This window comes from Sulfurimonas sp. (genome assembly GCF_047622445.1).
Lineage (GTDB): Bacteria > Campylobacterota > Campylobacteria > Campylobacterales > Sulfurimonadaceae > Sulfurimonas.
The window spans coordinates 19,216-42,138 of the sequence record NZ_JBLHOE010000026.1; the positions used below are offsets into that span (position 1 = coordinate 19,216).

A 22,923-nucleotide genomic window follows, 5' to 3' on the forward strand; every position below is an offset into this window, starting at 1 on the left:
CATACTCGTACTATAATTTATACATTATAGTATGTTGCATTAGGATGGTATACCACTAATGCACTTGTAGATTGTTCAGGATGAATTTGAAAAGTCTCACTCAATTCAATTCCAAATTCCTCAGGCTTTAACAAATCAAACAATGGACGGTTAAGTTCTAGGTCCGGACAAGCTGCATAACCAAAAGAGTATCTGCTTCCTTGGTATTTATTCATCCTAACATCAGACAATTTACTTCCTTCGTTATCACTAATATTTAAATCAAGTCTCACTTGTTTGTGAGCTATCTCTGCTAGAGCCTCTGCTAATTCAACTCCAAGACCATGGAATTGATAATACTCGGTATACTCTCCTGCATCCATAATAAGACGCTCTGCATCACTGATTTTTGCTCCTGCACTTACGCAGGTAAGCGCTATGACATCATCTCTCTCACTGTGAAAAAAGTCACTGAGAGCACGATGTGGTTGTTTACTTTGTCTAGGGAAAGTAAACTCTTTTATTGTTTTTTCTTTTCTCGTCTGTAAAGGTAAGGTATTGATTTCTGAGTCAGAATTATAACCTTCATCTTCATTAAAAATTAGAAGTTTATTATCATCACTTCTACATGGCCAGTAACCATAAATGATAGTGGGCTCAAAAATCTTTTCCTCTAGAAATTGTTTTTTTAGTTTTTCGTAGGCTGGCCATACTACTTCTTCAAGTTGTTTTTCATGCGCTTCTTTAGTCATGCCTTTTGAGCTATATCCCCAGCGAGATTTGAAAAGAATTTTATGGTTTATCCATTCAAAAGCCATCTCAATTTGCTGTTCTGTTAGTTTAACCTCTCTTCTTCCCCAAAATGGAGGGGTCGGAACCCTTACATCTCGAGAAGGCATTTTTAATTCTTTAAATGGAGGGATAATAATCTCTTTTTTTACTTTAACAGCTTTTTCTTCACCATCTTTACCATGTAAATTTGTATCTAAATTACCGGCCTCAATTCTACTCATAGCAGTAACACCATCAAAAGCATCTTTACAATAAAAGATAGGTCCATCATAAAAAGGACGACAAAAATCATCAATAAATGTACGAGTTAAAGCTGCTCCACCTAAAAGAATAGGAATTGTGATACCTTTTTCTTTTAGTAGTTTGAGGTTTGTTTGCATGACTTGTGTTGACTTCACTAAAAGTCCACTCATCCCAAAAGCAGAGATATGACCTTTGTCTAAAGTTTCCAAGAAAGTATCTAGTTCTACTTTTATTCCAAGATTTTGAACTTTATAGCCATTGTTTGAAAGAATAATATCGACAAGGTTTTTACCAACATCATGAACATCTCCTTTGACAGTACCAAGTGCAAGTGTAGTGTCTACAGTTTTTTCAACTTTTGGAAGGTATGGATTAAGATGATCCACCGTTTTTTTCATAGTTTCAGCGGATTGAAGAACAAAAGGAAGTTGCATTTGTCCTGAACCAAAGAGTTCACCAACAACTTTCATCGCATCAATTAAAATTTCATTAACGATTACTTCTGGAGCTATAGTATGGCGAGCCTCTTCAACAAGAGGAATCATACGTTCTTTATCTCCATCCATTAAAAGTTTAGCAATTTTTTCTTCGTTAGTCATGGCTAAATACTCGGCATCATCGACTGAAGTATCTATCGCTTCTTTGGTACTAAAGTGTTCAATGAAAGTAAAGAGTGCTTCACCATTTGGTTTACGGTTAAATATTAAATCATTACAAATAGTTTGATCTTCTTGAGATATTTTGTTTATAGGAATAATATGTTTTACATTAATAATTACAGAAGTAAGTCCAGCTTCTAAACAATGGTGCAGAAACATTGAATTAAGATATGGTCGTGTATCTTTGTCGAGTCCAAATGAGATATTTGAAAGACCTAGTGTCGCTCCAACTTCAGGATGTTTTTTTCTTAATTCTCTAATTGCCTCAATGGTATTAACTCCAGCGTCCCAATACTCTTCATCGCCACTTGCAAGTGTAAAAGTAAGAACATCAAAGATTAAATCTTCTTTTTTTATTCCATGACGATTCGTGGCAAGATCGATGATTCTGTCAGCTACTTCCATTTTGTTGCTAACTGTTTTTGCCATTCCAATTTCATCTATTGTAAGACACACTAAAGAAGCCCCGTACTTTTTAGCTAAAGCACATACGTCATCAAACTTCCCTTCACCATCTTCAAGGTTCACAGAGTTGAGAATTGGTTTTCCCCCAATATTTTTAAGTGCAGTTTCAAGTCCAGTTGTTTGTGTGGAATCGGGCATGAGAGGAAGAGAAATTTTTTGATTGTACATTCCTATCACTGCATTCATATCTTTCGTTTCATCTCGACCAGCAAAACCAACATTTACATCAATTGCGTGAGCACCTGCACGAACTTGTTGTTGTGCAACACTAATCGTACCTTCGTAATCTTCTGCAAGTAAAAGGTCTTTAAATACTTTAGATCCAGTTGCATTACTTCGTTCTCCCATAAGTAAAGGGGCAGGCTTTTGCATAAGCTCTGCTGTGTTAAAAAGTGAAGCGATGGAATTTGGATGGCTTCCTGTCGCTGGTTTTGGTAAAGTAGCATGGACTCTGTCTACTAAAGTACGGATATGTTGCGGGGTAGTTCCACAACAGCCACCCAAAAAGCTAACTCCATCAAATTCTAGAAACTTCTCTTGTTTGTCAGTAAATTCTTCGGGATTCATAGGGTAATATGTATAACCACCGCGATTTTGAGGAAGTCCTGCATTCGAGTGAACACTGATTGGCTTATGCCAAAGTTCACTAAGGGTTCTGAGATGTTTCACAATTTGTTCAGGACCTGTCCCACAATTAAATCCGAGAGATAAAATGTCAAAAGGCTCCATAATAGTAGCAATGGTTTGGGCATCTGTTCCTATGAGCATAGTACCACTAAGCTCAATTGTCACAGAAACCATAATTGGAATCTCTACATTACGTTGTTTATTTGCTTCTTGACAGGCATGAAGGGCTGCTTTTATTTGAAGTGGGTCTTGGCATGTTTCAAGTAAGAAAACATCAACTCCACCATCAATAAGAGCACAACAAAAATCAGTATAGCCTTCAAACATTTCATCATAAGTTATGTGACCTAAAGAGGGAAGTTTAGTACCTGGACCAACAGAACCTAGACAAAATCTTGGATGCTCTGGAGTTGAAAATTTTTCACATTCTTGTTTTACCAGTTGTGCTCCAGCTTTTGTGAGCTCATATGCACGATGACCAATTTGATACTCATCTAAGACCCATGCAAAAGAGCCAAATGTATTTGTTGTGATTAAGTCAGCACCGGAAGTAAGGTATGCATGAAAGATTTCAGTTAAAATTTCAGGACATGTAACATTTAAAAGTTCATTACAGCCTTCATTGTCTTCCCATGCACTCTTTGGAATCTTATCATCGCGTTGTTGAAGTTGTGTACCCATCGCACCATCTATTATAAGAGGGCGTGTTTTAATTGTTTCTAAAATATAGTGTTTTGTTGTCATAGTAAAAAGGCTTCTTTGTGTATTTAATTGTTCTTATTTTACCTAAGGTGAGCATAAAAATTTCTGTGTTTGAGTGAATAACTTTTTAAGGCTTTTTAGAGGTAAGTTTAAAATATAGACAAAATGACGAAAATATACAATATTACTTGACTTTTATCGTCAATAATGACTATAATGACGTATATATTAAATATAAAGAGAGGTTTAACCGCTATTATGGTAACAATTGCATACATAAGACCCGATAAGCATTTCGATGCAGCAGGCGAACAACTCCAAATAATTAATTCTTACGCTATTGCAAATAACATGACAATAGATGAAGAAGTAATTGATCATATCTCACAAAATAAAAGACTCGACGAAAGGTTTCATGTAACTGAAAATTTTCAATCACAAGAAGGTTCGACACTTCTCGTTCAGGATGTTTGGGTTCTAAGTTCTAACATGGAGGATGTAACAGAAATGTTCTCATGTTTGTTGAAAAATAATTTTCATGTTCATTTTATCAAACAGTCTGTTATAATATCACGTGATAGTACGTCTATGTTGATTTTTGCTTTAATAGATCAACTCCGTCAAACACTCAAAGCTAAAGAGAAAAAAGTGATAGGTAGACCAAAGGGCAGTAAATCTAGCTCTAAGTTTGATCAATATATTTCTGATATTATTGGCTTTATAAGAGAGAAAAAAAGTGTTAGTGAAATGGCGAGAAGATTAGAGGTCAGCAGAAGTTCGTTAAAAGATTATATAGAGTCACGTGAGTTGAAGCAAGTTGCTTTTGCTTCATTGTTACCAGAAGTGAGGGAACAATCGCAAGAAGAATTGATAAATTCTATAATTTGTCCAAACGAAACAGGAGCAAACATATGAGTGAAAAAGAACAAAGCTATAAAATCCCAATGAAATGGAGGATTAAACGTTATTATGTTTATTTTATAGCTACAGTATTTATTTTAGTTCTACCATGGATAACAGTAGATGGAAATCATTTTTTTCTACTTAGTTTTGATAAACTAAAACTTCACTTAGCATTTATTCAGTTTGACATGCAAGAACTTTATCTGATGCCGTTCTTGCTCATGTTTATGTTTCTTACCGTCTTTGGAATGACCGTTATGGGTGGTCGTGTATTCTGTGGATGGGTATGTCCTCAAACGGCCTTTCGTGCAATTTATCGTGACTTGATTGAGACTAAAATTTTGGGAATGAGAAGAAGTATTAAGAACAAGCAAAAAGAACCAGATATGTCTTTGACAAAAAATAAAGTTAAAAAAGTAGTAGCTGTAACAATTGCTTTTCTTTCAAGTTACCTGGCTGCAGCTAACTTCCTTTGGTTCTTTGTTCCACCTGAAGACTTCTTTGTGTATTTAGCTGATTATGAAAACCATTGGTCCCTTATAGGAATTATGACAGGAATAGCACTCTTTTTAGTATATGATGTTGTATTTTTAAAAGAAGATTTTTGTGCTTATATATGCCCTTACTCTCGTATTCAATCAGTACTCTATGATGAGCATACCGTTATGTCTCTTTATAATACAAATCGTGGTGGGCATATTTATGATGAAAATCATGATAAGCAACACACTAAGCAAAAAGAAATTCAGGTGGAAGAACCACATGCAGAGTGTACAGCGTGTGAAGCTTGTGTAGTTATTTGTCCTACACATATTGATATTCGCAAAGGTTTACAGTTAGAGTGTATCAACTGCTTAGAATGTGTTGATGCCTGTACGACAGTGATGGGTAAACTTGGGAAACCATCTTTAGTTACTTGGTCAAGTGAATATGAAGTAATTGACAAAAAAGGTAAAACAGAGTTTTTTCGTGGAAAAATTTTAGGATATGTGGGAGTCCTTATAATTCTTATGATCATTCTTGCAATGATGGGAAGCACGAAAGAAAATATGCTTCTTAACATTAACAAAGAAGGGCGTTTATATTCTACCAAAGCAATGCCAGATGGCAATATAAGAGTTGACAATGCTTATGTATTTTTACTACAAAACACGCAAAATGAGAGAATGGACTTTTATTTTGATGTTATTCCTCCTAAAGGAATGGAAGGTAAGATAGTTATTGCTAAACCAAGTAAAAAATTCTCTGCAGTTCCTGGAATAAAAAAGAAAAAAGTTGTAATTCTTAGAACAACAGATGTCCTTGTTGATGATGAGAGAAAAGATACGATTATACCAATTACGATTAAAGCATATGCAATCGGACATGAAGAAAACATTGTCGTATACAGAGATGCGGTGTTTGTATTCCCTCGTGCGGATGAATTAAAAAAGGCTAAATAATAGATATTTAACCCTAAATGAGATAAACTTTAGACAATACAAATGTCTTGGAGTTTATTTTGTTTAAAAAAATTATACTATCACTCATCTTCTTTTATAGCCTTGTAGGCTTTGTCGCTGTTCCCCTTATTTTAAAACCTCAAATTATTGATATTGTTTCAAAAGAGACAAATGCGAAGATAGAGATTGATTCTGTATTTTTCAACCCCTTTGCTTTTTATCTTAACATATCAGGACTAAAGTTACGTTCATTAGATGATAGAGAACTTCTGTTTATAAAAGAAATTTTTATTAACATTGAAGTGTCCTCTCTTATAAATTCTGCTATACATGTGAAAAATTTTATTCTAGAAGAACCTAGAATTTCTCTGGCCTTGGACAAAGACAAAAAAATAAATTTTGCATCCATCCTCAAAGAAACTCCAGTGTCTGTGGAAAAAGATGACTTCAATGAGACAAGTGAAATACCCAGAATCATTCTTGATCGGATTGCTATTGTACAAGGGAGCATGAATTATGAAGATTATTCACAAGGGAAAAAATTTGAACTTAGTTTAGACACAATTGATTTTGAACTAAAAGATATAGATACAAATGATTTAACTTCAAGTGACGCGAAAATTAAGTTTTATACTTCGCTGTCTGATGGTGGCTTTATTAAATTTAATAGTGAAGTCGTAGGTTTTGAACCTCTCATATTCAAGGGTTCCTTCGTGTATGAAGCGAGTAAGCTTTACACGCAATGGCGCTATGTACAAGATATGTTAAATCTAGAAGTAGCAGATGGAAAGCTTTCTCTAGCTGCCGAGTATAATGTAAATATGGAGGATCTCCCATCAGCTACAATATCTCATATAAATATGAATCTTGATAATTTAAGAATAAAACCAAAAGGGAATCATAAAGATGTCCTAACTCTGAAATCTTTTTATCTTCATAATGCCACTATCAAACCTTTAGCGCAAAATGTTCATGTGAGTAAAATGGGCTTAAATAATTTAAATATCCTTGCTTCAAGGGGTAAATCTGGAACAATAGACTGGCTTGAGTATATTAAAGTAAATAAGAAAACTCAAAACATTGAGAAAGAGATGGAAGTAGAGACAGCTGTTGAGGTTGAAGAAGAGTCCAAAAATTGGAGTATTGTTGTAGACACAATCGCATTAGAAAAAATAAAAGCAAACTTTAATGATGATGGAATTAGACCGTCGGTAACAAACACGCTTGATGAATTAAATATTTTTGCTCAAAATGTTACGCTTGAGGGTAAAGAAGCATTTGCATACCAAATGGATTTACGTCTAAATAATCAGTTTAACTGTGTCATTGAAGGTAAAGTAGTACATAAAGTTTTAGATGCATCTGCTTCTTCAAAGTGTAGTGACTTAGATATCACACATTTTCTTCCATATATTGATGATATAGCGAGAAAAGAGTTAAAAGTATACAATGTAAAATTACGAAGTTTGATGGTAGGATTTGATGCTAACCTTACGGCTAAAGATATAAATTCTACAGTTGTAATTAATGTAGATGATGCAAACTTGCATTTAGATAAATTTGCTTTAAATAAAAGAAGTACAAATAAGCGTCTTGCTACGTTTAGCGAGTTTGACGTGCGAGGTATACAGCTCAATACTGCAAATAAAGATGTAAATATTACTGATACTACACTAAAGTACCTAAACATAAGAACAGCAAGACTTGCTGATGGTAGCCTAAGTACAGAAGATTTAATCTTGCCAAAAATTGTCAAAAAAGTTAAAGGTGTAAGAAAATCTAAAAAAGCAAAAAAAGAAGAGCCTTATAGAATACGTGTAAAAAAAGTAGCACTTAAAGGTGCAAAAGTAAGCTTTGAAGACAAAATGCTGTCCCCTAGTGTCAAATCTAAGGTAGATAAAATATATCTAAGTGCCTACAATATTGATTCTAAAAAATATAGCTGGATGAGTTATTATCTCTCAGCGAGAATAAATGATACGGGTCGGTTAAAAACTAAAGGTAGTTTACGACATGCTCCTTTGAAACAAAAGGGGAGCCTTGAGTTAAGTCAGATAGCATTAAAAGACCTTAACCCTTATATTGATGAACACGCTTATGTTTATCTACAAGATGGGCATTTAAGTCTTAAAACTTCAATTAAATATGCTGCTTCGAAAACTTCCCCGGACTTAAGTGTAGACGGAAGTTTCACACTTGATGAGTTGTTTGTGAATGACAGTAGGAATGATTCTACTTTAGTCTCTTTTGGAAAATTAAATTTAAAAAGTTTTACCTTAGAAACAGAACCGAATAGACTCTTTGTAGATGAAGTAGATATAGATTCTTTTTATGTGAAGGCTCTCATAGATGTAAATAAGACAATGAATCTTGCGACATTAGTTAAAGGTAGTGATGACTCCAGTGGAAGTCTTGAGAATAGCACGACACAAGAAGTAGTAGAAGTAACAAATAACATTGAATCAAATACTACAATTGTAATGGATAACATTACGGTAACCCCTGAGCCAAAAGAGGCGTTCCCATATAAAATTATGAAAGTCAATATAAAAGATGGAAGTGCAATATTTGCTGATGCATCTTTACCTATTAACTTTAAAACAAATATTCACGACCTCAATGGTGCGGTACTTGTAATCTCTTCTTCACCTAATGAGACAACCTATGTGGATTTAGTTGGTGAAATAGATGAATATGGTTCTACTAAACTCAAAGGGAGCCTCATTTCTGCAAACCCTAAAGCTTTCACAGATTTAGCCTTTAACTTTAAGAATTTGGATTTATCTGCTATGAGTGGATATAGTGCTACATTCGCAGGACATAAGATTGATGATGGAAAATTATTTTTAAATCTACATTATGATATTAAAGAATCTGAACTACTTGGGGAAAACAGTATTATAATTAAAAATATAAAGCTTGGAGAAGAACTAGAAGTTGAAGGGGGGAGTTCTCTTCCTTTAGGTTTTGTTATTGCACTTCTTGAAGATAGTGATGGTGTTATAGATATAGACATGCCAATACGAGGGAATGTAGATGAACCTGACTTTAAGTATGGAGCTTTAGTTTGGAAAACATTGGGTAACTTAATTTTAAAAGCGGTTGCTTCACCATTTAAGTTCTTAGGCGCTATGCTAGGTATTGGTGGTGAAGAACTTGAGTATGCAGAGTTTGAAGCGGGTTCTTTCATTATACTACCACCAGAGAGAGAAAAATTGGACAATGTAAGTAAGCTACTCACAAAAAGACCAAAAATGAAGTTAAGTATTTATGGTTCATATAATGAAGCAGTAGATCGTGCTTCTATGCAAAAAACTAAACTTGTAAAGGCAGTCTTAAAACGAAGTGGTGCTAAGAATGAAGAAGAACGAATTAATGCGATGAACATTGATTTGCTTGAAGATATTTATGAAGATGCTAGAGATGATGATAAAATCAAAAAAATCGAAGATGCTCTTGAAGAAAAGTATGAGGATGATGCAAAATTTGAACGCGCATACCTTCAAGCTTTAATAAAAGAGTGTTCTCTTATCCAAGTAGTGACTCTTGAAGAAATTCATGCCCTTGCAAAGCAAAGAAGTGCTGCTGTTAAAACGTACTTAGTAGATATTAAAGGGATAGATATTTCTAGAATCCATGAGCTAGAAATATCAGAAGCTCAAGTTGAGGAAACGCAACTCATTAGGTCGAAATTAGAAGTAGTTGTAAAATAGAGACAACTACTCTTTTACACTACTTAGCATTGTAATAAATTAGGCTACGCCTATTCTTTGTAAAAACCATACGACGGAAATAAGGGCAGTAGCAAATGTGACTACTTTGATGACTTTGTCTTTATATTGATAATCTCTTATGAAGTGAAGAGGTATGAGATAGAGAAGTATTACAAATATTTGTCCAAATTCTACCCCAATATTGAAGCCAAAGAGGGCAACTAAAAATGAAGTTGTATCACTTACTTGTCCAACTGTAAGAACATTGGCAAAGCCAAAACCATGCATAAGTCCAAAGAAAAAGACAATTTTATAGTTGACATGAGAATATAATTTAAAAAAGTTCAAAGCCGCCACAATAAAAATACTTAAGGCGATAAAACTCTCAACAAAACTAATATTTGGCGTATACAATCCAAATCCAGAAATAAAGAGCGTAATTGAATGTGCAAGAGAAAACACTGTAATAATCTTTAATAACTGTATATAAGAACTCCTTAGTGCTATAACAGGTATCAAGAGCATAAGTATAAAAAGAAGATGATCTAATCCATCTAAAATATGAACAATCCCTTCTTCTACAAAGACAATCAATCTATCAAGTTGACTCATAGAAGAAGATGAAAACTTATAATACTGTAAATTTTTGCTTAGGACAAAGTCCCCTTTGTTATCATTTAAATGTATGAAAAGTTTATGCGTATCTTCAAGTTCAAAAAATAGGTCATATTTCACTTCCAAATCATGAAGTGAAACTCCTTGGAATGACTTATTAACTTGCATATATGTTTGATCATCGTTTCGATGAATTGTTACATTAGAATCTTTTAGGGATAAGGGTTGGTTCTTGGAGTAAAAAGAAATATGATCGCAAACATAATCAAGGAGAGTTTGTTTATGATTTCTTAATTCTTTGTGAGAAACTATTTCATTTTTATTATCATCCATCAAAGTATACATTTGCTGTAAAAGTCTAGTTTCAACCTCTAGGTTTATATTTAAAATTTCTGTAGTTTGATTGTAGTCAACTTGAAGATAGTTTTCTTTTAATTCATGAGAATAAAGTGAAATCGAGAGAATACTCAGTAAAAGTATATGTTTTAAAAACAACATGTATAAATTCCTGTTTTTGGAATTATATCAAATTCTAAATAAAAATATATACTTTGCTTATGCAATCTACATTTATAATATAGAATACGATATACTTTCATTATTAGAAATAGATATTTTTATTATTATGGAGTGTTATAATGGCATTTAGCCCAGCAAATCGTAAAGGAACTTTAAGCGGTATTATTTTTGTAGCTATTTTTGCTGCAGCTGCAACAATGTTATCAAATATTGAGGTTATTAAATCTTTAGGTATTTCACCACTCGTTATAGGTATTGTTATGGGTATATTTTATGCAAATACATTACATAATAAAATTCCGAGTGAATGGGGAACAGGGATAACTTTTTCTGGAAAAAAGATTCTTAGGTTTGCTATTGTATTTTATGGCTTCCGTATAACATTTCAGCAGATTGCTGAGGTTGGAATGAGTGGATTTATGGTTTCACTTATTATGTTGAGTAGTACCTTTATACTAGGAACATACCTTGGTATAAAAGTCTTTAAAATGGATAGAGATACTTCTATGCTAACTGCATCTGGCGCCTCAGTTTGTGGAGCTGCAGCAGTACTTGCAACAGAACCAGTTTTAAAATCAGAAGAGCATAAAACAGCTATCGCAGTTTCAATGGTTGTCCTTTTTGGAACTATCTCTATGTTCTTATACCCAGTACTGTATGTAACGATTATTGAACCATCGACTGGATTTTTACATATGACTACGCAACAATTTGGTATCTATGTAGGTGGAACTATTCATGAAGTTGCACAAGTTGTAGCGGTTCCTGCTTCTATACAAGGTGCCCCTACCGATATGGCAAATTCTGCTGTAATTGTAAAAATGACACGGGTTATTATGATTGCTCCCTTATTGATTGTGTTAGGAATTTATCTTTCTATGCAAGCCAAAAAAAGTGGTAAAGAGGGGAGTAAAGTTTCTTTAGTTATTCCGTGGTTCGCAGTCTATTTTATTGGTATGGCTGGCTTTAACTCTCTTGGAATTGTTCCTCAAAATGTAGTGAATATCATTAATGAGATAGATACATTCTTGCTTACAATGGCAATGACCGCCCTTGGTATGGGTACAATATTTTCTAAGTTTAGAGGACTCGGACTTGCTCCTATTTATACAGCACTGTCTATGTTTATTTGGTTAGTTATTGGTGGATTTATAGTGACCAAGTTAGTTACAGCGATTTTTTAATAAAACTCTTAAAGTAAAAGGTATATAATAGACATCAGATTAACTTTAGAGGAGTCAAAAGCTGATGTCAAATTTACCAAATACACTCAACTCTTTTTGGCTCTGGCGTGAAGTTTCTAAAAAACTTGGAGTTTCTAATCCTGCATATAAATACTGGAAAAAGACACCAAATTTAAAGTTAAACAATAAGTACATTTTTCTTCAAAAAGAAACATTACCCCAAAAACATGCGCATATAGAAGAAATTTTAACAGACCTCTCCGGACATCTTCCAATTAAGTATGCATCAGACCAATTACATGTTAATGACCATTTGTTTTTAAGTGAAAAAATGAAGCTGCATAAGGAATTTGAATACAAATTTGTAGAAGATGTTAAATTTGTAAATATTAAAAAGTTTTTTCGTGAGAATGGAATTATGGTTACAAAAAATTCTATAGTGCAACTTGGTAAGATTAAAGATTTGGATTTACTTGGTAGCTCTTCTTTTTATAATCTTAAGAATGATTATGGCATTGTAGTGTACGACTAAATTTATGAATATATTTTTCTTAGAGTTTCGCGATCCCCTTTTTTCTATCATTGTCTTTTTTGCTCTTATTTTTATCATCACGTTTCTTTCGTATTGGTGGGGTAGATATAAGCGAAAAGAAGACTATAAACATCTAGACAGGTTTTTAAAACAATTCCGTTCGTTACCAACACAAGATGAGCTTAAAGAACTTGTTTCTCGTGGCGAATTATCCCAAAAATCATGGATGCTTTTAGCTGCGTCATATTCCAAGAGTGGAAACTATGAAAAGAGTATAGATATTTATAATGAGATTTTAAAACAACCAGACAATAAAGAGCAAATAGAGATTATGTACCTACTTGGTAAGACTTACTTTAAAGCAGGTTTTTTAGAACGTTCTAAACAAATATTTTTAGAGATTTTACGTAAAAATCCAAGAACACCTCAGGCGTTAGAAACTCTTTTACTCGTCTACGAATATATGCGAGACTATAAATCAGCTTTAGAAGTTTTAGAACCACTAGATGAATTGAAAAAAGATGTAACATGTGATACTTTATACCTGAAGGCTTTGGAACTTTTAAATAATGCCGCAGTAGATTCTCAAGAAAAAACAGAAAAACTTATTGAGCTTTATCTTAAAAGTAGACGTATGTCATACATGATATTTGAATACTTATTTCGTGTAAATCCAAAACTTGCTTGGGAGCATTTTGACAGTTCAGAGAGTGAAAACTTGGTTGATCTGCTATGGAACCTCCCAACAGATAGTTTAAATATGGATGTAATCTCTTCTAGTTCATACCTTCGAGAGTTATATACTGCGCGTGGAGATATAAATCTTTCTTTAAAAAGTAGTGTATTTGAGTTTGATGCCTTAATAAACTTAAGAGGTAAGACAAACGCAACTTTAAGTTTTGAATATATTTGTTCCTCATGTAAGCAACTTTACCCATTTGCTTTTCATCGTTGTAGTTCATGTCACTCCATTGATACAATCAATGTAGAGTTTAGTTTAACAAAAGATTATCATAGGGATTTTGGTGAGGAAAGTAACTCTTTTCAGTGATGGCTTAGAACTTGACAATTTAGGAGCAAAAGTTCATAGGATTTAGCGTACTAGATATCATGGAAATCTGGAAAATGAGAGATATGATATACTAGCACACTCTGAAAAAGAAAATTAAAAGAGTCACTAGGAGAAAAGTAAAATAATGTTAAAAAATATAGAACCTTTAGAAAAGAGTTTGGGTTATGAGTTTAAAGATAAAAAACTTATTACCGAAGCACTAACGCACAAAAGCTTTAAAAAACCATATGACAATGAACGTCTAGAATTTTTAGGTGATGCTGTGTTAGATTTAATCGTTGGCGAATACCTTTATAAAAAGTTTTCAAAATCAGCTGAGGGAAATCTCTCAAAAATTCGTGCATCTCTTGTAAATGAAACAGGTTTTGACAAACTAGCACGCTCGTTAAACTTAGGTAATTATATTTTACTTTCTAATGCAGAAGAAAACAATGGTGGACGTGAAAAATCATCGCTTCTCTCTAACGCCTTTGAAGCTGTTATAGGAGCTATTTATCTAGAGTCTGGACTTAAAGTTGTTGAGTTGATAGCTATTAATTTAATAGAGAAGAATCATGAAGAAATCTCACTCGATTCCCTTTTTAGTGATTATAAAACTTTACTTCAAGAGTTAACACAGTCTATCTTTGGTGTTACTCCAGTATACGATGTGCTTGCAAGCCGTGGACCTGACCATCAAAAAGAGTTCGAGATTGCCGTAAGTATTCAAGGAAAAGAGTACGCAAAAGCGATTGGTAAAAGTAAAAAGATAGCACAACAAGAAGCAGCGAAAATTGCTATTGAGATGCTAAAGGAAGAAAAATAGATGAATAGTTTCGGACAAAAGTTACGATTTAGCACCTTTGGTGAATCCCATGGTACGGCTATAGGGTGTATTTTAGATGGAGTCCCCGCAGGACTTAGTATAGATGAAACATATATCCAATCCGAGTTGGATAGAAGAAAACCAGGTAAGTCTGAATTTGAAACTGCGAGAAAAGAAGCTGACAAGGTTGAGATATTATCTGGCGTGTTTGAAGGTTTAAGTACTGGAACACCAATAGCAATGATTATTTACAACACAAATCAAAAGTCAAAAGACTACTCAAATATTAAAGATGTTTTCCGTCCAGGTCATGCGGACTTTACTTATTTTCATAAATACGGTTTAAGAGATTACCGTGGTGGCGGTAGAAGCTCAGCAAGAGAAACTGCAGCTAGAGTTGCAGCAGGGGCTATTGCTAAATTAATGTTAGACACTTTAAATGTCTCCATCCAAAGTGGTATAAGTCAAGTATCAGAGGTTAAAGCTAGTTCTTTTGATTACGAAAGTGCTAAAAGTAGTTTAATTTATGCACTTGATACATCAGTAGAGCAGAAGCAAAAAGATGTAATTCTTAAAGCAAAAAATGATCATGATTCTGTTGGTGGTGTGGCACGTGTTCTTATAAAAGGGACACCAGTCGGACTTGGTCAACCTTTGTATTATAAGTTAGATGGTGTTTTAGCTGATGCAATGATGGGTATTAATGCTGTAAAAGCTGTTGAAATCGGTGATGGAATTTTAAGTGCTTCTACATTTGGTTCACAGAATAATGATGCTATTCGTTCAGATGGATTCGAGACAAATCATGCTGGTGGTATACTAGGGGGAATTAGTAATGGTGAAGATATCGTTTTAAACGTATATTTTAAGCCAACTCCTTCAATTTTTAAAGAGCAACATACAGTAAATAAACAAAATGAGGAATTGGATTTTTCCCTTAAAGGAAGACATGACCCTTGTGTAGCAATACGTGGTACAGTTGTATGTGAATCCATGGCGGCTCTTGTTATAGCAGATATGTTACTGTTAAATATGGGCTCAAGTATGAGTGGTCTAGAAAAATATTATAACTAAATAGAGGTTACGATGAGTAGAGTTCATAAGTCAACTGAAACGGATGAGTGGTTTTTTTCATCTGACGCTTACATATTAAGCGAAACAGACGATAAAGGGATCATCCTTTATGCAAATGATATTTTTTGTGAACTTGCTGGATATACGATCGATGAACTTATTGGTCAAGCACACAATATAGTAAGACATCCTGACATGCCTCGTATAGCTTTTAAGGGCCTTTGGAGTGATGTTCGAACGAAAGGTTTTTGGACAGGTTTTGTTAAGAATATTCGAAAAGATAGAGGATATTATTGGGTGTATGCGACGGTACTTAAAAAAGTTGATACTAAGGGTAACGTGACATACCTTTCCATAAGAAGAGTTCCGGATAGATCAGATGTTGAAGCCTGCACAACTCTTTATGCAGAGTTAAATACTAAGAGTTGAGTATATAATATAAGCAATTCAGATTAAAAAAATAAGCTAAACAGTAACATAGTTGATGAAAATTGATAGATAGGGAGATACTTTCTAGTTAATTTAAGATTTTTGTGATTATAATGACACATTAATTTGATAATTTAAGGGTTCAAAATGAAAAAAATTATTCTTTCTGCATTAGTAGCAAGTGCTACTTTAATAGCGGCAGATGCGCCAATGTACAAAACTGGTGTATTATTACCAGCTAACGGTGAAGCAATTTATAAACAAGAATGTATCCAATGTCATAGTGCTGATGGAAAACAAACTAAAATGTTTGATAACTCTACAGTTGAGTATGCTCCGATTACTGGATTAGAAACTGCAACATTAGCAATAGAGCTAAAAGGCTATAGATATGGAAGTGTTAATAAATATGGTTATGGTGCAATGATGAAAAGTTCACTTGTTGATCTTTCTTATGAAGAGATAGACGCTCTTTCTGAATATATCACAACAACTTTGAAATAAATAATAATATGCTGAATTTTCAGCATATTTCCCCATCTCTATAAACATCTTCTTTAAAACACTTTCAAAAAACTCAAGGAAATTACAATGAGTAAAATTATTATTTTCATCACTATATTACTAAGTGTACAAACTTTGTCTTATGCGCATTCAGCACATTCAAAATTAGTCTATGGCGGTCCGGACCTTGCTCTTGAAGTTTCAACTCAGTACCAGTCTCCAGTAAATCAGAAATTCAAAGAGGATTGCAATAACGGTAAGAAGCAAGCTTGTGTAAGAATTGGGACTTTGTACTATACGGGTCAAGATAAAGAGATAAAAATAAATGTAAAAAAAGCTCAAAGATTCTTTAATAAAGCCTGTAATAAAAAAAGTGCAACTGGATGTTACTACCTAGCTGTTACACATCTTCGCGGTGGCAAAGGTGTAAAAAAAAGTGATAAAAAGGCGATGTATGATTTTGCAAGAGGCTGTCATTTAGGAAATATGTCATCTTGTGATCAATATCGTAAATTAGAAGAGGGTTAATGATGTTAAGTGAAACTAAAAAGAAACTTCAAGCAGAGCTAAATAATTATCTTGAAGGTAAACTTGAATTTGAGGGTTATTATCCTGGAATGAATGTATTCCCTTCTCCTCTTTATAAGGAACAGTTACAAGAAGCATTAGAGTTCATTAAAAAAGAAAATGAAATTACTGAGAGTTCTTTTCAACTTTATCTAGATACGATTATTGTTAACATGCATACAAAGGTAAAGAAGTATAAGAAGTCTATTTATTTTGATAATGAAAATGTGAAAGACATTCAAAATCAAGGTTTTACAATACCGTTTTTTGTAGATGAGAAGAAAGGAATTTATCTTCTTCTGGGCATAGTCAAGTCCGAAATTACAGTATAAATAATGTTACAATTTTATCACGTAAGTGTTTTTTTCTGAATAAACACTATTATTTAAGGCATAAATTACATACTTTACGATAGTGTTTTAGTAAACTATTATAAAGTAAATGAAACTAAAGGATAAATATGGATTATAAATATCTTAATAAAATGTTATCGGAGATGGATAAAGATTTATCTTCAAAAGGTATGAGCAGAAGAGAAGCTATGAAGTTAGCAGGAATTTCTGGTGCAGGTCTCTTAATGGGTGCTAGCGATGTTGCAGCAATGGAAAAAGACCAATTACCACTTAAAAAATCAGGCATTAATGCTAAGATTGTAATTGTTGGTGGTGGACTTGCAGGTATGAGTACAGCAGCAAGATTAACACTGAGCATTGAAAATCCAGACATTACTGTTATAGAACCTGAAAAATTATCAGTATCTTACCAACCGGGACAAACTCTTGTTGCAGCTGGTATCTGGGATATAGATGATATTAAATTTAATCGTGATGATTTTGTTCCAGAAGGGACAAAAGTAATTGCAGACAAAGTTATTGATTTTGATCCAACAAACAACAGAGTAACTACTGCAAAAGGTCAAGTTGTTGAGTATGATTACTTAATTGTAGCTACTGGTTTACAACTCGATTTCGAAAGAATTGAGGGCTTAGAAGAAGCTGGTCGTGCTTATTCATCTGGAGACAATACAAAACTTCTTGACGTATTAGGTGAAGATACTGGTATATGTTCAATTTATACAGCTGAAGGTTCTACTAAAACTTGGATAGAGATGCAAAAATACATCGAAAAAGCTAAGAATGCTAAGGATGGCGAAAAAGTAAAATTCCTTTTCACGCATCCAAGTACACCTATTAAATGTGGTGGTGCTCCAAAGAAAATTATGTATCTTACGAACTCAAGACTTAAGGAAGCTGGTGCAAGAGATAATGCAGAACTTGTTTTTTATCCAAATGGTGGAGCAATGTTCGGTGTACCTGAATACCACGATGCTATTGTTGAACAGTTTAAGAGAGAAGGTTTTGATTGTCACTATAGACATAATCTTGTACGTGTTGAAAAAGAAAATAAAATTGCAGTTTTTGATGCTAAATGGCAAGAAAAAGGACCTTATGATCCGATTATGAGAGACTTTGAAGTTTATTCTAAGCATGAGCAAGTAAGAGTTCCATATGACTTTTTACATATTACTCCGGATGCAATTGCTCCAAGAGAAGTTGCTGAATCAGATATTGGTTCAGCGAAAGGTTGGGTCCCAGTAAACAAAGAAACATTACAACATGTTAAATTTGATAACGTATTTGCAGTTGGTGATATTGCACAAGTTCCAATGGGTAAAACTGGTGGATCTGTAAGAAAGCAATATAAAGTTCTTGTTGATAATCTTATTTCACAAATGGAAGGTAAAAAACTAGAATCAAAATATGCTGGTTATACTGTTTGTCCATTAATTACAAGTATTGGTACAGTTATGTTAGCTGAGTTTGACTGGACTGTTAAACCTACACCATTAGTTCCACTTGACCCTACAGTTGAGAGATGGATATGGTGGTTAATGAAAGTGTACGCACTTAAACCAATGACAATGTATGGAATGCTTGCCGGTAGAGCATAGCACAAACAAGAGAAGGAAAACTTTCCTTCTCTGTCTTTTTTACCCTTTCACAAAACACTTTTCAACAAATATCTTTACAATCAGGATTTATAAATGCAGGTAAAATTTGAATTCGTTATCTATGATGATGCACTTGATACATTTGAGCTAGACGAGAATGTTTACTCTTATGAATTAAATAAGGAACAAGCAGAGACGTATAAGCTTTTAAAAGAGGCAGACTTACATCTGTACAATTGGTTTAAAGAATCTGAGCTTTTTGTAAACTGGATTAGAGAAGAAATTTATCCAGATAAGATTGGCAAAAAAATTGCAATATCTGACATAGATGAAGTTAGTCTTAGACGGTATTACTTTTTTAAAGTGACAAGTGCTGATAGCCACTATGATTATTTCAAAAAACTTTTTGGTATTCTTCATGAAGTCGACTGGCAAGATAGAGAAGAAATTGGAGAAGAAATTATAGAAAAATTGATAGTAAAACGACAGGAGCTCCTTATAGAATTAAAAGAAGATATTGTTGAGGGGGAAGAAGAGTTAGAGTCTAGTGAAAACAATACAGAAGTAATCGAATCATAAATGTTAGAAAAATTTAAACACAACATAAAAAAAGAGCTTTTTTACTATATTCTCACATTTATAATATTAGCTTTGATATTTCACATTGATCTCTTGAGTGATCCGTTCTCTAGGTTTGAGCTTATGAATGAAAAAGGAAATTATTCTCACCCTTTTGTATACGCGTTTGTTGTTTATGGAGTGATGCTCATTCTAAGAAAAGTAATAGATTTTATTGTAGGAATATTTGAAAAATAAATTCAATTAGATAAACTAGAGTTTTTATAAAACTTATAAACATTATTATATATTTGTATAATAGTGTTTCTATTCGTAACATAGATTAGTAATTTATTGAGATCTTGGGATACTTGAATTTTTTAAAAGGATTTAAAGACTTCAAAAATGGTATAATTATTTTTGTGCCAAGTTTGTGATAAATATTATATAGATTTATCAGACAATCGCAGATTAATATAATAAAAATAGTAAATCAATTAAAGAGGAGAATTTATGAATAAAGAATTCGAAACAGAAGAATTAGCATCTGTTAGTAGAAGAGATTTTTTCAGAAGAACAGCTACAGTTAGTGCTGCTGCTGCCGCAACTATCTTAGCTCCAGCTACATTACTTGCTACTGATAGTGATGATGTAAATATTATGCATCATACAAAGTGGGGAACTTCTTTAGGGAAAGAGATTAATGAAAACCCTTATGGACTGCCGTCAAAATACGAACATAATGTTGTAAGAAGAACTTCACCATTAATGTCATCGGCTGGCGATATGCATGCAGCTATATCAATGACACCTTTACATGAACTAAATGGAATAATCGTACCTAATGGTTTACATTTTACGCGTACTCATAACGGTGTAGCCGAAATTGATCCAAATAAATTTAGACTAATGATTCATGGTTTAGTTGAAAAAACAATTGTACTTACTTTAGACCAACTAAAAAGATATCCAAGTGAGAGTAGAATTTTATTTATGGAGTGTCCTTCAAATGGTGCTGCTGAATGGAAGGGTCCTCAATTTGGTTCTTTACAAATGGTTAGAGGAATGATGAGTTGTACTGAATGGACTGGTGTTCGTTTAAGTGTTATTCTTGATGAACTTGGACTTAAGCCAGAAGCTAAGTGGATGCTTGCCGAAGGTAGTGATGGTTCAGAAATGAGTAGAACATTACCTATTGAAAAAGTGCTTGATGATGTAATGCTTGTATATGCACAAAATGGAGAAGCTCTACGTAATGAGCAAGGTTATCCAGTTCGTTTAATGGCTCCGGGTTGGGAAGCTAACTTATGTGTTAAATGGCTAAAAAGACTAGAATTTGGTGACAAGCCATGGTATGCAAAAGAAGAAACTTCTAAGTATACTGCACTTACTGCAAGTGGTAAAGCTATACAGCATTTTTACGCTCTAGAAACAAATTCGATTATTACTTCTCCTTGTCCAGAGAAACCATGGACTGATCTTAAAAAAGGTGACTTAATTGAGATTGAAGGTTTAGCATGGAGTGGTCATGGAACTATCAGAGGTGTAGATATTAGCTTTGATGGTGGTAAAAACTGGGTTGAAGCTAGCCTTAAAGGTTTAGTTCTTCCAAAAGCTTGGACTAGATTCTCTTATATGTATAAATATGAAGGTAAGCCATTATTATTAGCAAGTCGTTCTTATGATGATTCTGATAATGTGCAACCAACAGTTAATCAAGAGAAAAAAGTTGTCGGTGTAGAGGGTGTTTACCATAGAAATGCCATCCATACATGGGCTGTAAACGCAAAAGGGGAGGTTTCAAATGTTCAAGTTAGATCGTAAATCAATTATAAACGGAACTATGGCATTTTCTGCTGCGGCTTTATTATTTACAGGTTGTAGTGGTATCGCTTCAAGTAATGAAACTACAGCAACGGCTTCTGCTGTTGCGATAGCAAGTCCACATGGTACATATGCAATTAAAAATAAGACTGCTATAGATGGTGGTGTTACATATGTAAGAGCAAATGGAGTTGACACTGCATATGCTTACAATCAGCAAGGTTCTAAAGGCGTTAGCTTTGGTAGAGCTGCAACTGCTAATGAGATTAAAGCGTGGGATATAGATGCTTTACCAGATGGTTCAGGTTTACCAGAAGGTGAAGGTTCTGTTGAAGAGGGTGATGAGTTATATGAAGCACAATGTGCATCTTGTCACGGCGATTTTGGTGGTGGTGGAAATGGTTATCCACAATTAGCTGGTGGTAATCAAAGTAAAGATGAAAACGGAATTGTAATCACACTTAAAAATCAAAGACTTGAACCAGGTATGGATGCTCCAAAAAGAACGGTTGGTACATACTGGCCTACAGCTACTACACTATTTACATATATTAGAGATGCTATGCCATATGCAACTCCTAAAAGCTTAAGTGCGAATGAAACGTATGCTATTACAGCATATTTATTAGCTCAAAATGAAGTTGAAATAGATGGCGTAGAAATGGATGATGAGTATGTTTTAAATGCAGAAAAACTTTCAAAAGTAGTTTTAGCAAATAGAAACGGTTTTTATCCAGATATTGATGGTATGAATGGTACAGACCCTATAGAAAATGTAAGAGCATTTTATGCAGATCGTGCTAAAAATATTGGTTCTGGTACAAGATGTATGACAGACTGTAAAGATCCAGGGATGGATGGTAAGACTGAAGCTAAAGTTATGAAGATCGGTTATGAGATGTCAGATGTATCACCGGCTTACTCAACTGTAAGAGATTTACCACCAGAAGTGGAAGATAAATCTATATCAAAAGCTGAAAAAATGTATAATGACTCGTGTAAACTTTGTCATGCGACTGACCAAATGGGTGCACCAGCTCTTGGAGACATTGCTGCATGGCGTGATGTTATGGTTAAAGGTAAAGATAAAGTTGTTTATAATTCTATTAATGGAATGGGTGGAATGCCTGCAAAAGGTGGTAACCCAGACTTATTACCTTCGGACGTTAAACTAATAGTTGAATTTATGATAGATTCAAGCAAAGAACATTAAAACTAAATAAAAGGAAAACAAAATGGATAGAAGAAAATTTTTAGGCGTAGGTTTAGCAGCATTTGCTGCGATCGTTGCCCCAGGTACAGATTTAAGAGCAGTAGACTTTAGAGCTACAAAACCAAAAGCATGGGAAGTAGAAAAGACTGCAGATGGAATTAAAGCACTTTTCGGTGGTGCTGGAATGAAAAAAAGTGATAAATTAGTATTTAAAGCTCCAAAACTAGCAGAGAATGGTGGATCAATTCCAATTACTGTTAAATCGTCTCTAGACTTAGAATCAATTGCACTTTTCCAAGATGCAAATCCAAGATGTTTATCTTGTGTGTTCTCAGTACCAGCAGGCGCAATAATAGAGTATGACTTTAGAATTAAAATGAGACAAACTGCTTTCGTTACTGTTGTAGGTAAAGAAAGAGGAACAGGTGTTCTTTATATGGCAACTAAAGAGATAGATGTATCTATTGGTGGTTGTGGAGGTTGATTCAATCCCACACTTCAATAGTAGTCAAAAATAAATAAATAAATATATAAGGAAAGAAAATGGCAAA

Annotated in this window: 19 protein-coding genes; 17 read left to right on the forward strand and 2 right to left on the reverse strand. The window is 33.8% G+C overall.

The window, feature by feature from the left end:
• Positions 1 to 17 precede the first annotated feature (17 nt).
• Entirely contained in the window at positions 18 to 3,509 is a 3,492-nt protein-coding gene (gene metH / locus ACI9TV_RS07560; RefSeq protein ID WP_415250167.1) for a methionine synthase, read from the reverse strand.
• 174 nt (positions 3,510 to 3,683) lie between these two features.
• On the opposite strand from metH, the gene ACI9TV_RS07565 reads away from it, so the two are divergent.
• Genes ACI9TV_RS07565 through ACI9TV_RS07575 form a run of 3 tightly spaced genes read left to right on the forward strand, consistent with a single transcriptional unit; the run spans position 3,684 to position 9,525 of the window.
• On the forward strand, positions 3,684 to 4,382 hold the full coding sequence (locus ACI9TV_RS07565; RefSeq protein WP_415250168.1) for a recombinase family protein: 699 nt from the start codon (positions 3,684 to 3,686) through the stop codon (positions 4,380 to 4,382).
• Complete coding sequence (gene ccoG / locus ACI9TV_RS07570) at positions 4,379 to 5,812, forward strand: cytochrome c oxidase accessory protein CcoG (protein WP_415250169.1); 1,434 nt, start codon at positions 4,379 to 4,381, stop codon at positions 5,810 to 5,812. The genes ACI9TV_RS07565 and ccoG overlap by 4 nt, the downstream gene beginning before the upstream one ends.
• A gap of 59 nt (positions 5,813 to 5,871) precedes the next feature.
• Positions 5,872 to 9,525: a DUF748 domain-containing protein gene (locus ACI9TV_RS07575; protein ID WP_415250170.1), complete on the forward strand. Its 3,654-nt coding sequence runs from the start codon at positions 5,872 to 5,874 to the stop codon at positions 9,523 to 9,525.
• 39 nt (positions 9,526 to 9,564) lie between these two features.
• On the opposite strand, the gene ACI9TV_RS07580 is transcribed toward ACI9TV_RS07575, so the two are convergent.
• Positions 9,565 to 10,638, reverse strand: coding sequence for a HupE/UreJ family protein (locus ACI9TV_RS07580; RefSeq protein WP_415250171.1), 1,074 nt, complete (start codon positions 10,636 to 10,638; stop codon positions 9,565 to 9,567).
• A 140-nt stretch (positions 10,639 to 10,778) separates the two neighbouring features.
• Between ACI9TV_RS07580 and ACI9TV_RS07585 the strand changes: the two genes are divergently transcribed.
• The 14 genes from ACI9TV_RS07585 to ACI9TV_RS07650 all read left to right on the forward strand — a co-directional run bounded on the left by ACI9TV_RS07585 (position 10,779) and on the right by ACI9TV_RS07650 (position 22,856).
• The gene (locus ACI9TV_RS07585) at positions 10,779 to 11,843 is read left to right on the forward strand and encodes a YeiH family protein (RefSeq protein WP_415250172.1); all 1,065 of its coding nucleotides are present in this window, start codon (positions 10,779 to 10,781) and stop codon (positions 11,841 to 11,843) included.
• 64 nt (positions 11,844 to 11,907) lie between these two features.
• The gene (locus ACI9TV_RS07590; RefSeq protein ID WP_415250173.1) at positions 11,908 to 12,375 is read left to right on the forward strand and encodes a hypothetical protein; all 468 of its coding nucleotides are present in this window, start codon (positions 11,908 to 11,910) and stop codon (positions 12,373 to 12,375) included.
• Positions 12,376 to 12,379: 4 nt separating this feature from the next.
• On the forward strand, positions 12,380 to 13,426 hold the full coding sequence (locus ACI9TV_RS07595; protein WP_415250174.1) for a tetratricopeptide repeat protein: 1,047 nt from the start codon (positions 12,380 to 12,382) through the stop codon (positions 13,424 to 13,426).
• A 145-nt stretch (positions 13,427 to 13,571) separates the two neighbouring features.
• A complete protein-coding gene (gene rnc / locus ACI9TV_RS07600; RefSeq protein ID WP_415250175.1) occupies positions 13,572 to 14,252 on the forward strand; it encodes a ribonuclease III in 681 nt (226 codons plus the stop codon).
• Positions 14,253 to 15,326, forward strand: a complete 1,074-nt coding sequence (gene aroC / locus ACI9TV_RS07605; protein WP_415250176.1) for a chorismate synthase — start codon at positions 14,253 to 14,255, stop codon at positions 15,324 to 15,326. It abuts the gene before it with no gap.
• 12 nt (positions 15,327 to 15,338) lie between these two features.
• A complete protein-coding gene (locus tag ACI9TV_RS07610; protein ID WP_415250177.1) occupies positions 15,339 to 15,755 on the forward strand; it encodes a PAS domain-containing protein in 417 nt (138 codons plus the stop codon).
• A gap of 147 nt (positions 15,756 to 15,902) precedes the next feature.
• The gene (locus tag ACI9TV_RS07615; RefSeq protein ID WP_415250178.1) at positions 15,903 to 16,259 is read left to right on the forward strand and encodes a c-type cytochrome; all 357 of its coding nucleotides are present in this window, start codon (positions 15,903 to 15,905) and stop codon (positions 16,257 to 16,259) included.
• An 87-nt stretch (positions 16,260 to 16,346) separates the two neighbouring features.
• Positions 16,347 to 16,787, forward strand: coding sequence for a tetratricopeptide repeat protein (locus ACI9TV_RS07620; RefSeq protein WP_415250179.1), 441 nt, complete (start codon positions 16,347 to 16,349; stop codon positions 16,785 to 16,787).
• Between the two features lie 2 nt (positions 16,788 to 16,789).
• The gene (locus ACI9TV_RS07625; RefSeq protein ID WP_415250180.1) at positions 16,790 to 17,158 is read left to right on the forward strand and encodes a hypothetical protein; all 369 of its coding nucleotides are present in this window, start codon (positions 16,790 to 16,792) and stop codon (positions 17,156 to 17,158) included.
• A 128-nt stretch (positions 17,159 to 17,286) separates the two neighbouring features.
• Positions 17,287 to 18,777 (forward strand): NAD(P)/FAD-dependent oxidoreductase, encoded by a 1,491-nt coding sequence (locus ACI9TV_RS07630; protein ID WP_415250181.1) that lies wholly within the window; start codon positions 17,287 to 17,289, stop codon positions 18,775 to 18,777.
• 93 nt (positions 18,778 to 18,870) lie between these two features.
• The gene (locus ACI9TV_RS07635) at positions 18,871 to 19,356 is read left to right on the forward strand and encodes a hypothetical protein (RefSeq protein ID WP_415250182.1); all 486 of its coding nucleotides are present in this window, start codon (positions 18,871 to 18,873) and stop codon (positions 19,354 to 19,356) included.
• 492 nt (positions 19,357 to 19,848) lie between these two features.
• Positions 19,849 to 21,159, forward strand: a complete 1,311-nt coding sequence (soxC, locus tag ACI9TV_RS07640) for a sulfite dehydrogenase (protein WP_415250183.1) — start codon at positions 19,849 to 19,851, stop codon at positions 21,157 to 21,159.
• Entirely contained in the window at positions 21,140 to 22,372 is a 1,233-nt protein-coding gene (locus tag ACI9TV_RS07645; RefSeq protein WP_415250184.1) for a c-type cytochrome, read from the forward strand. Before soxC ends, ACI9TV_RS07645 begins: the two co-directional genes overlap by 20 nt.
• Before the next feature lie 22 nt (positions 22,373 to 22,394).
• Positions 22,395 to 22,856 carry a thiosulfate oxidation carrier protein SoxY gene (locus tag ACI9TV_RS07650; RefSeq protein WP_415250185.1) on the forward strand — a complete coding sequence of 154 codons (462 nt, stop codon included), beginning with the start codon at positions 22,395 to 22,397 and terminating at the stop codon, positions 22,854 to 22,856.
• The last annotated feature ends 67 nt before the right edge of the window (positions 22,857 to 22,923 follow it).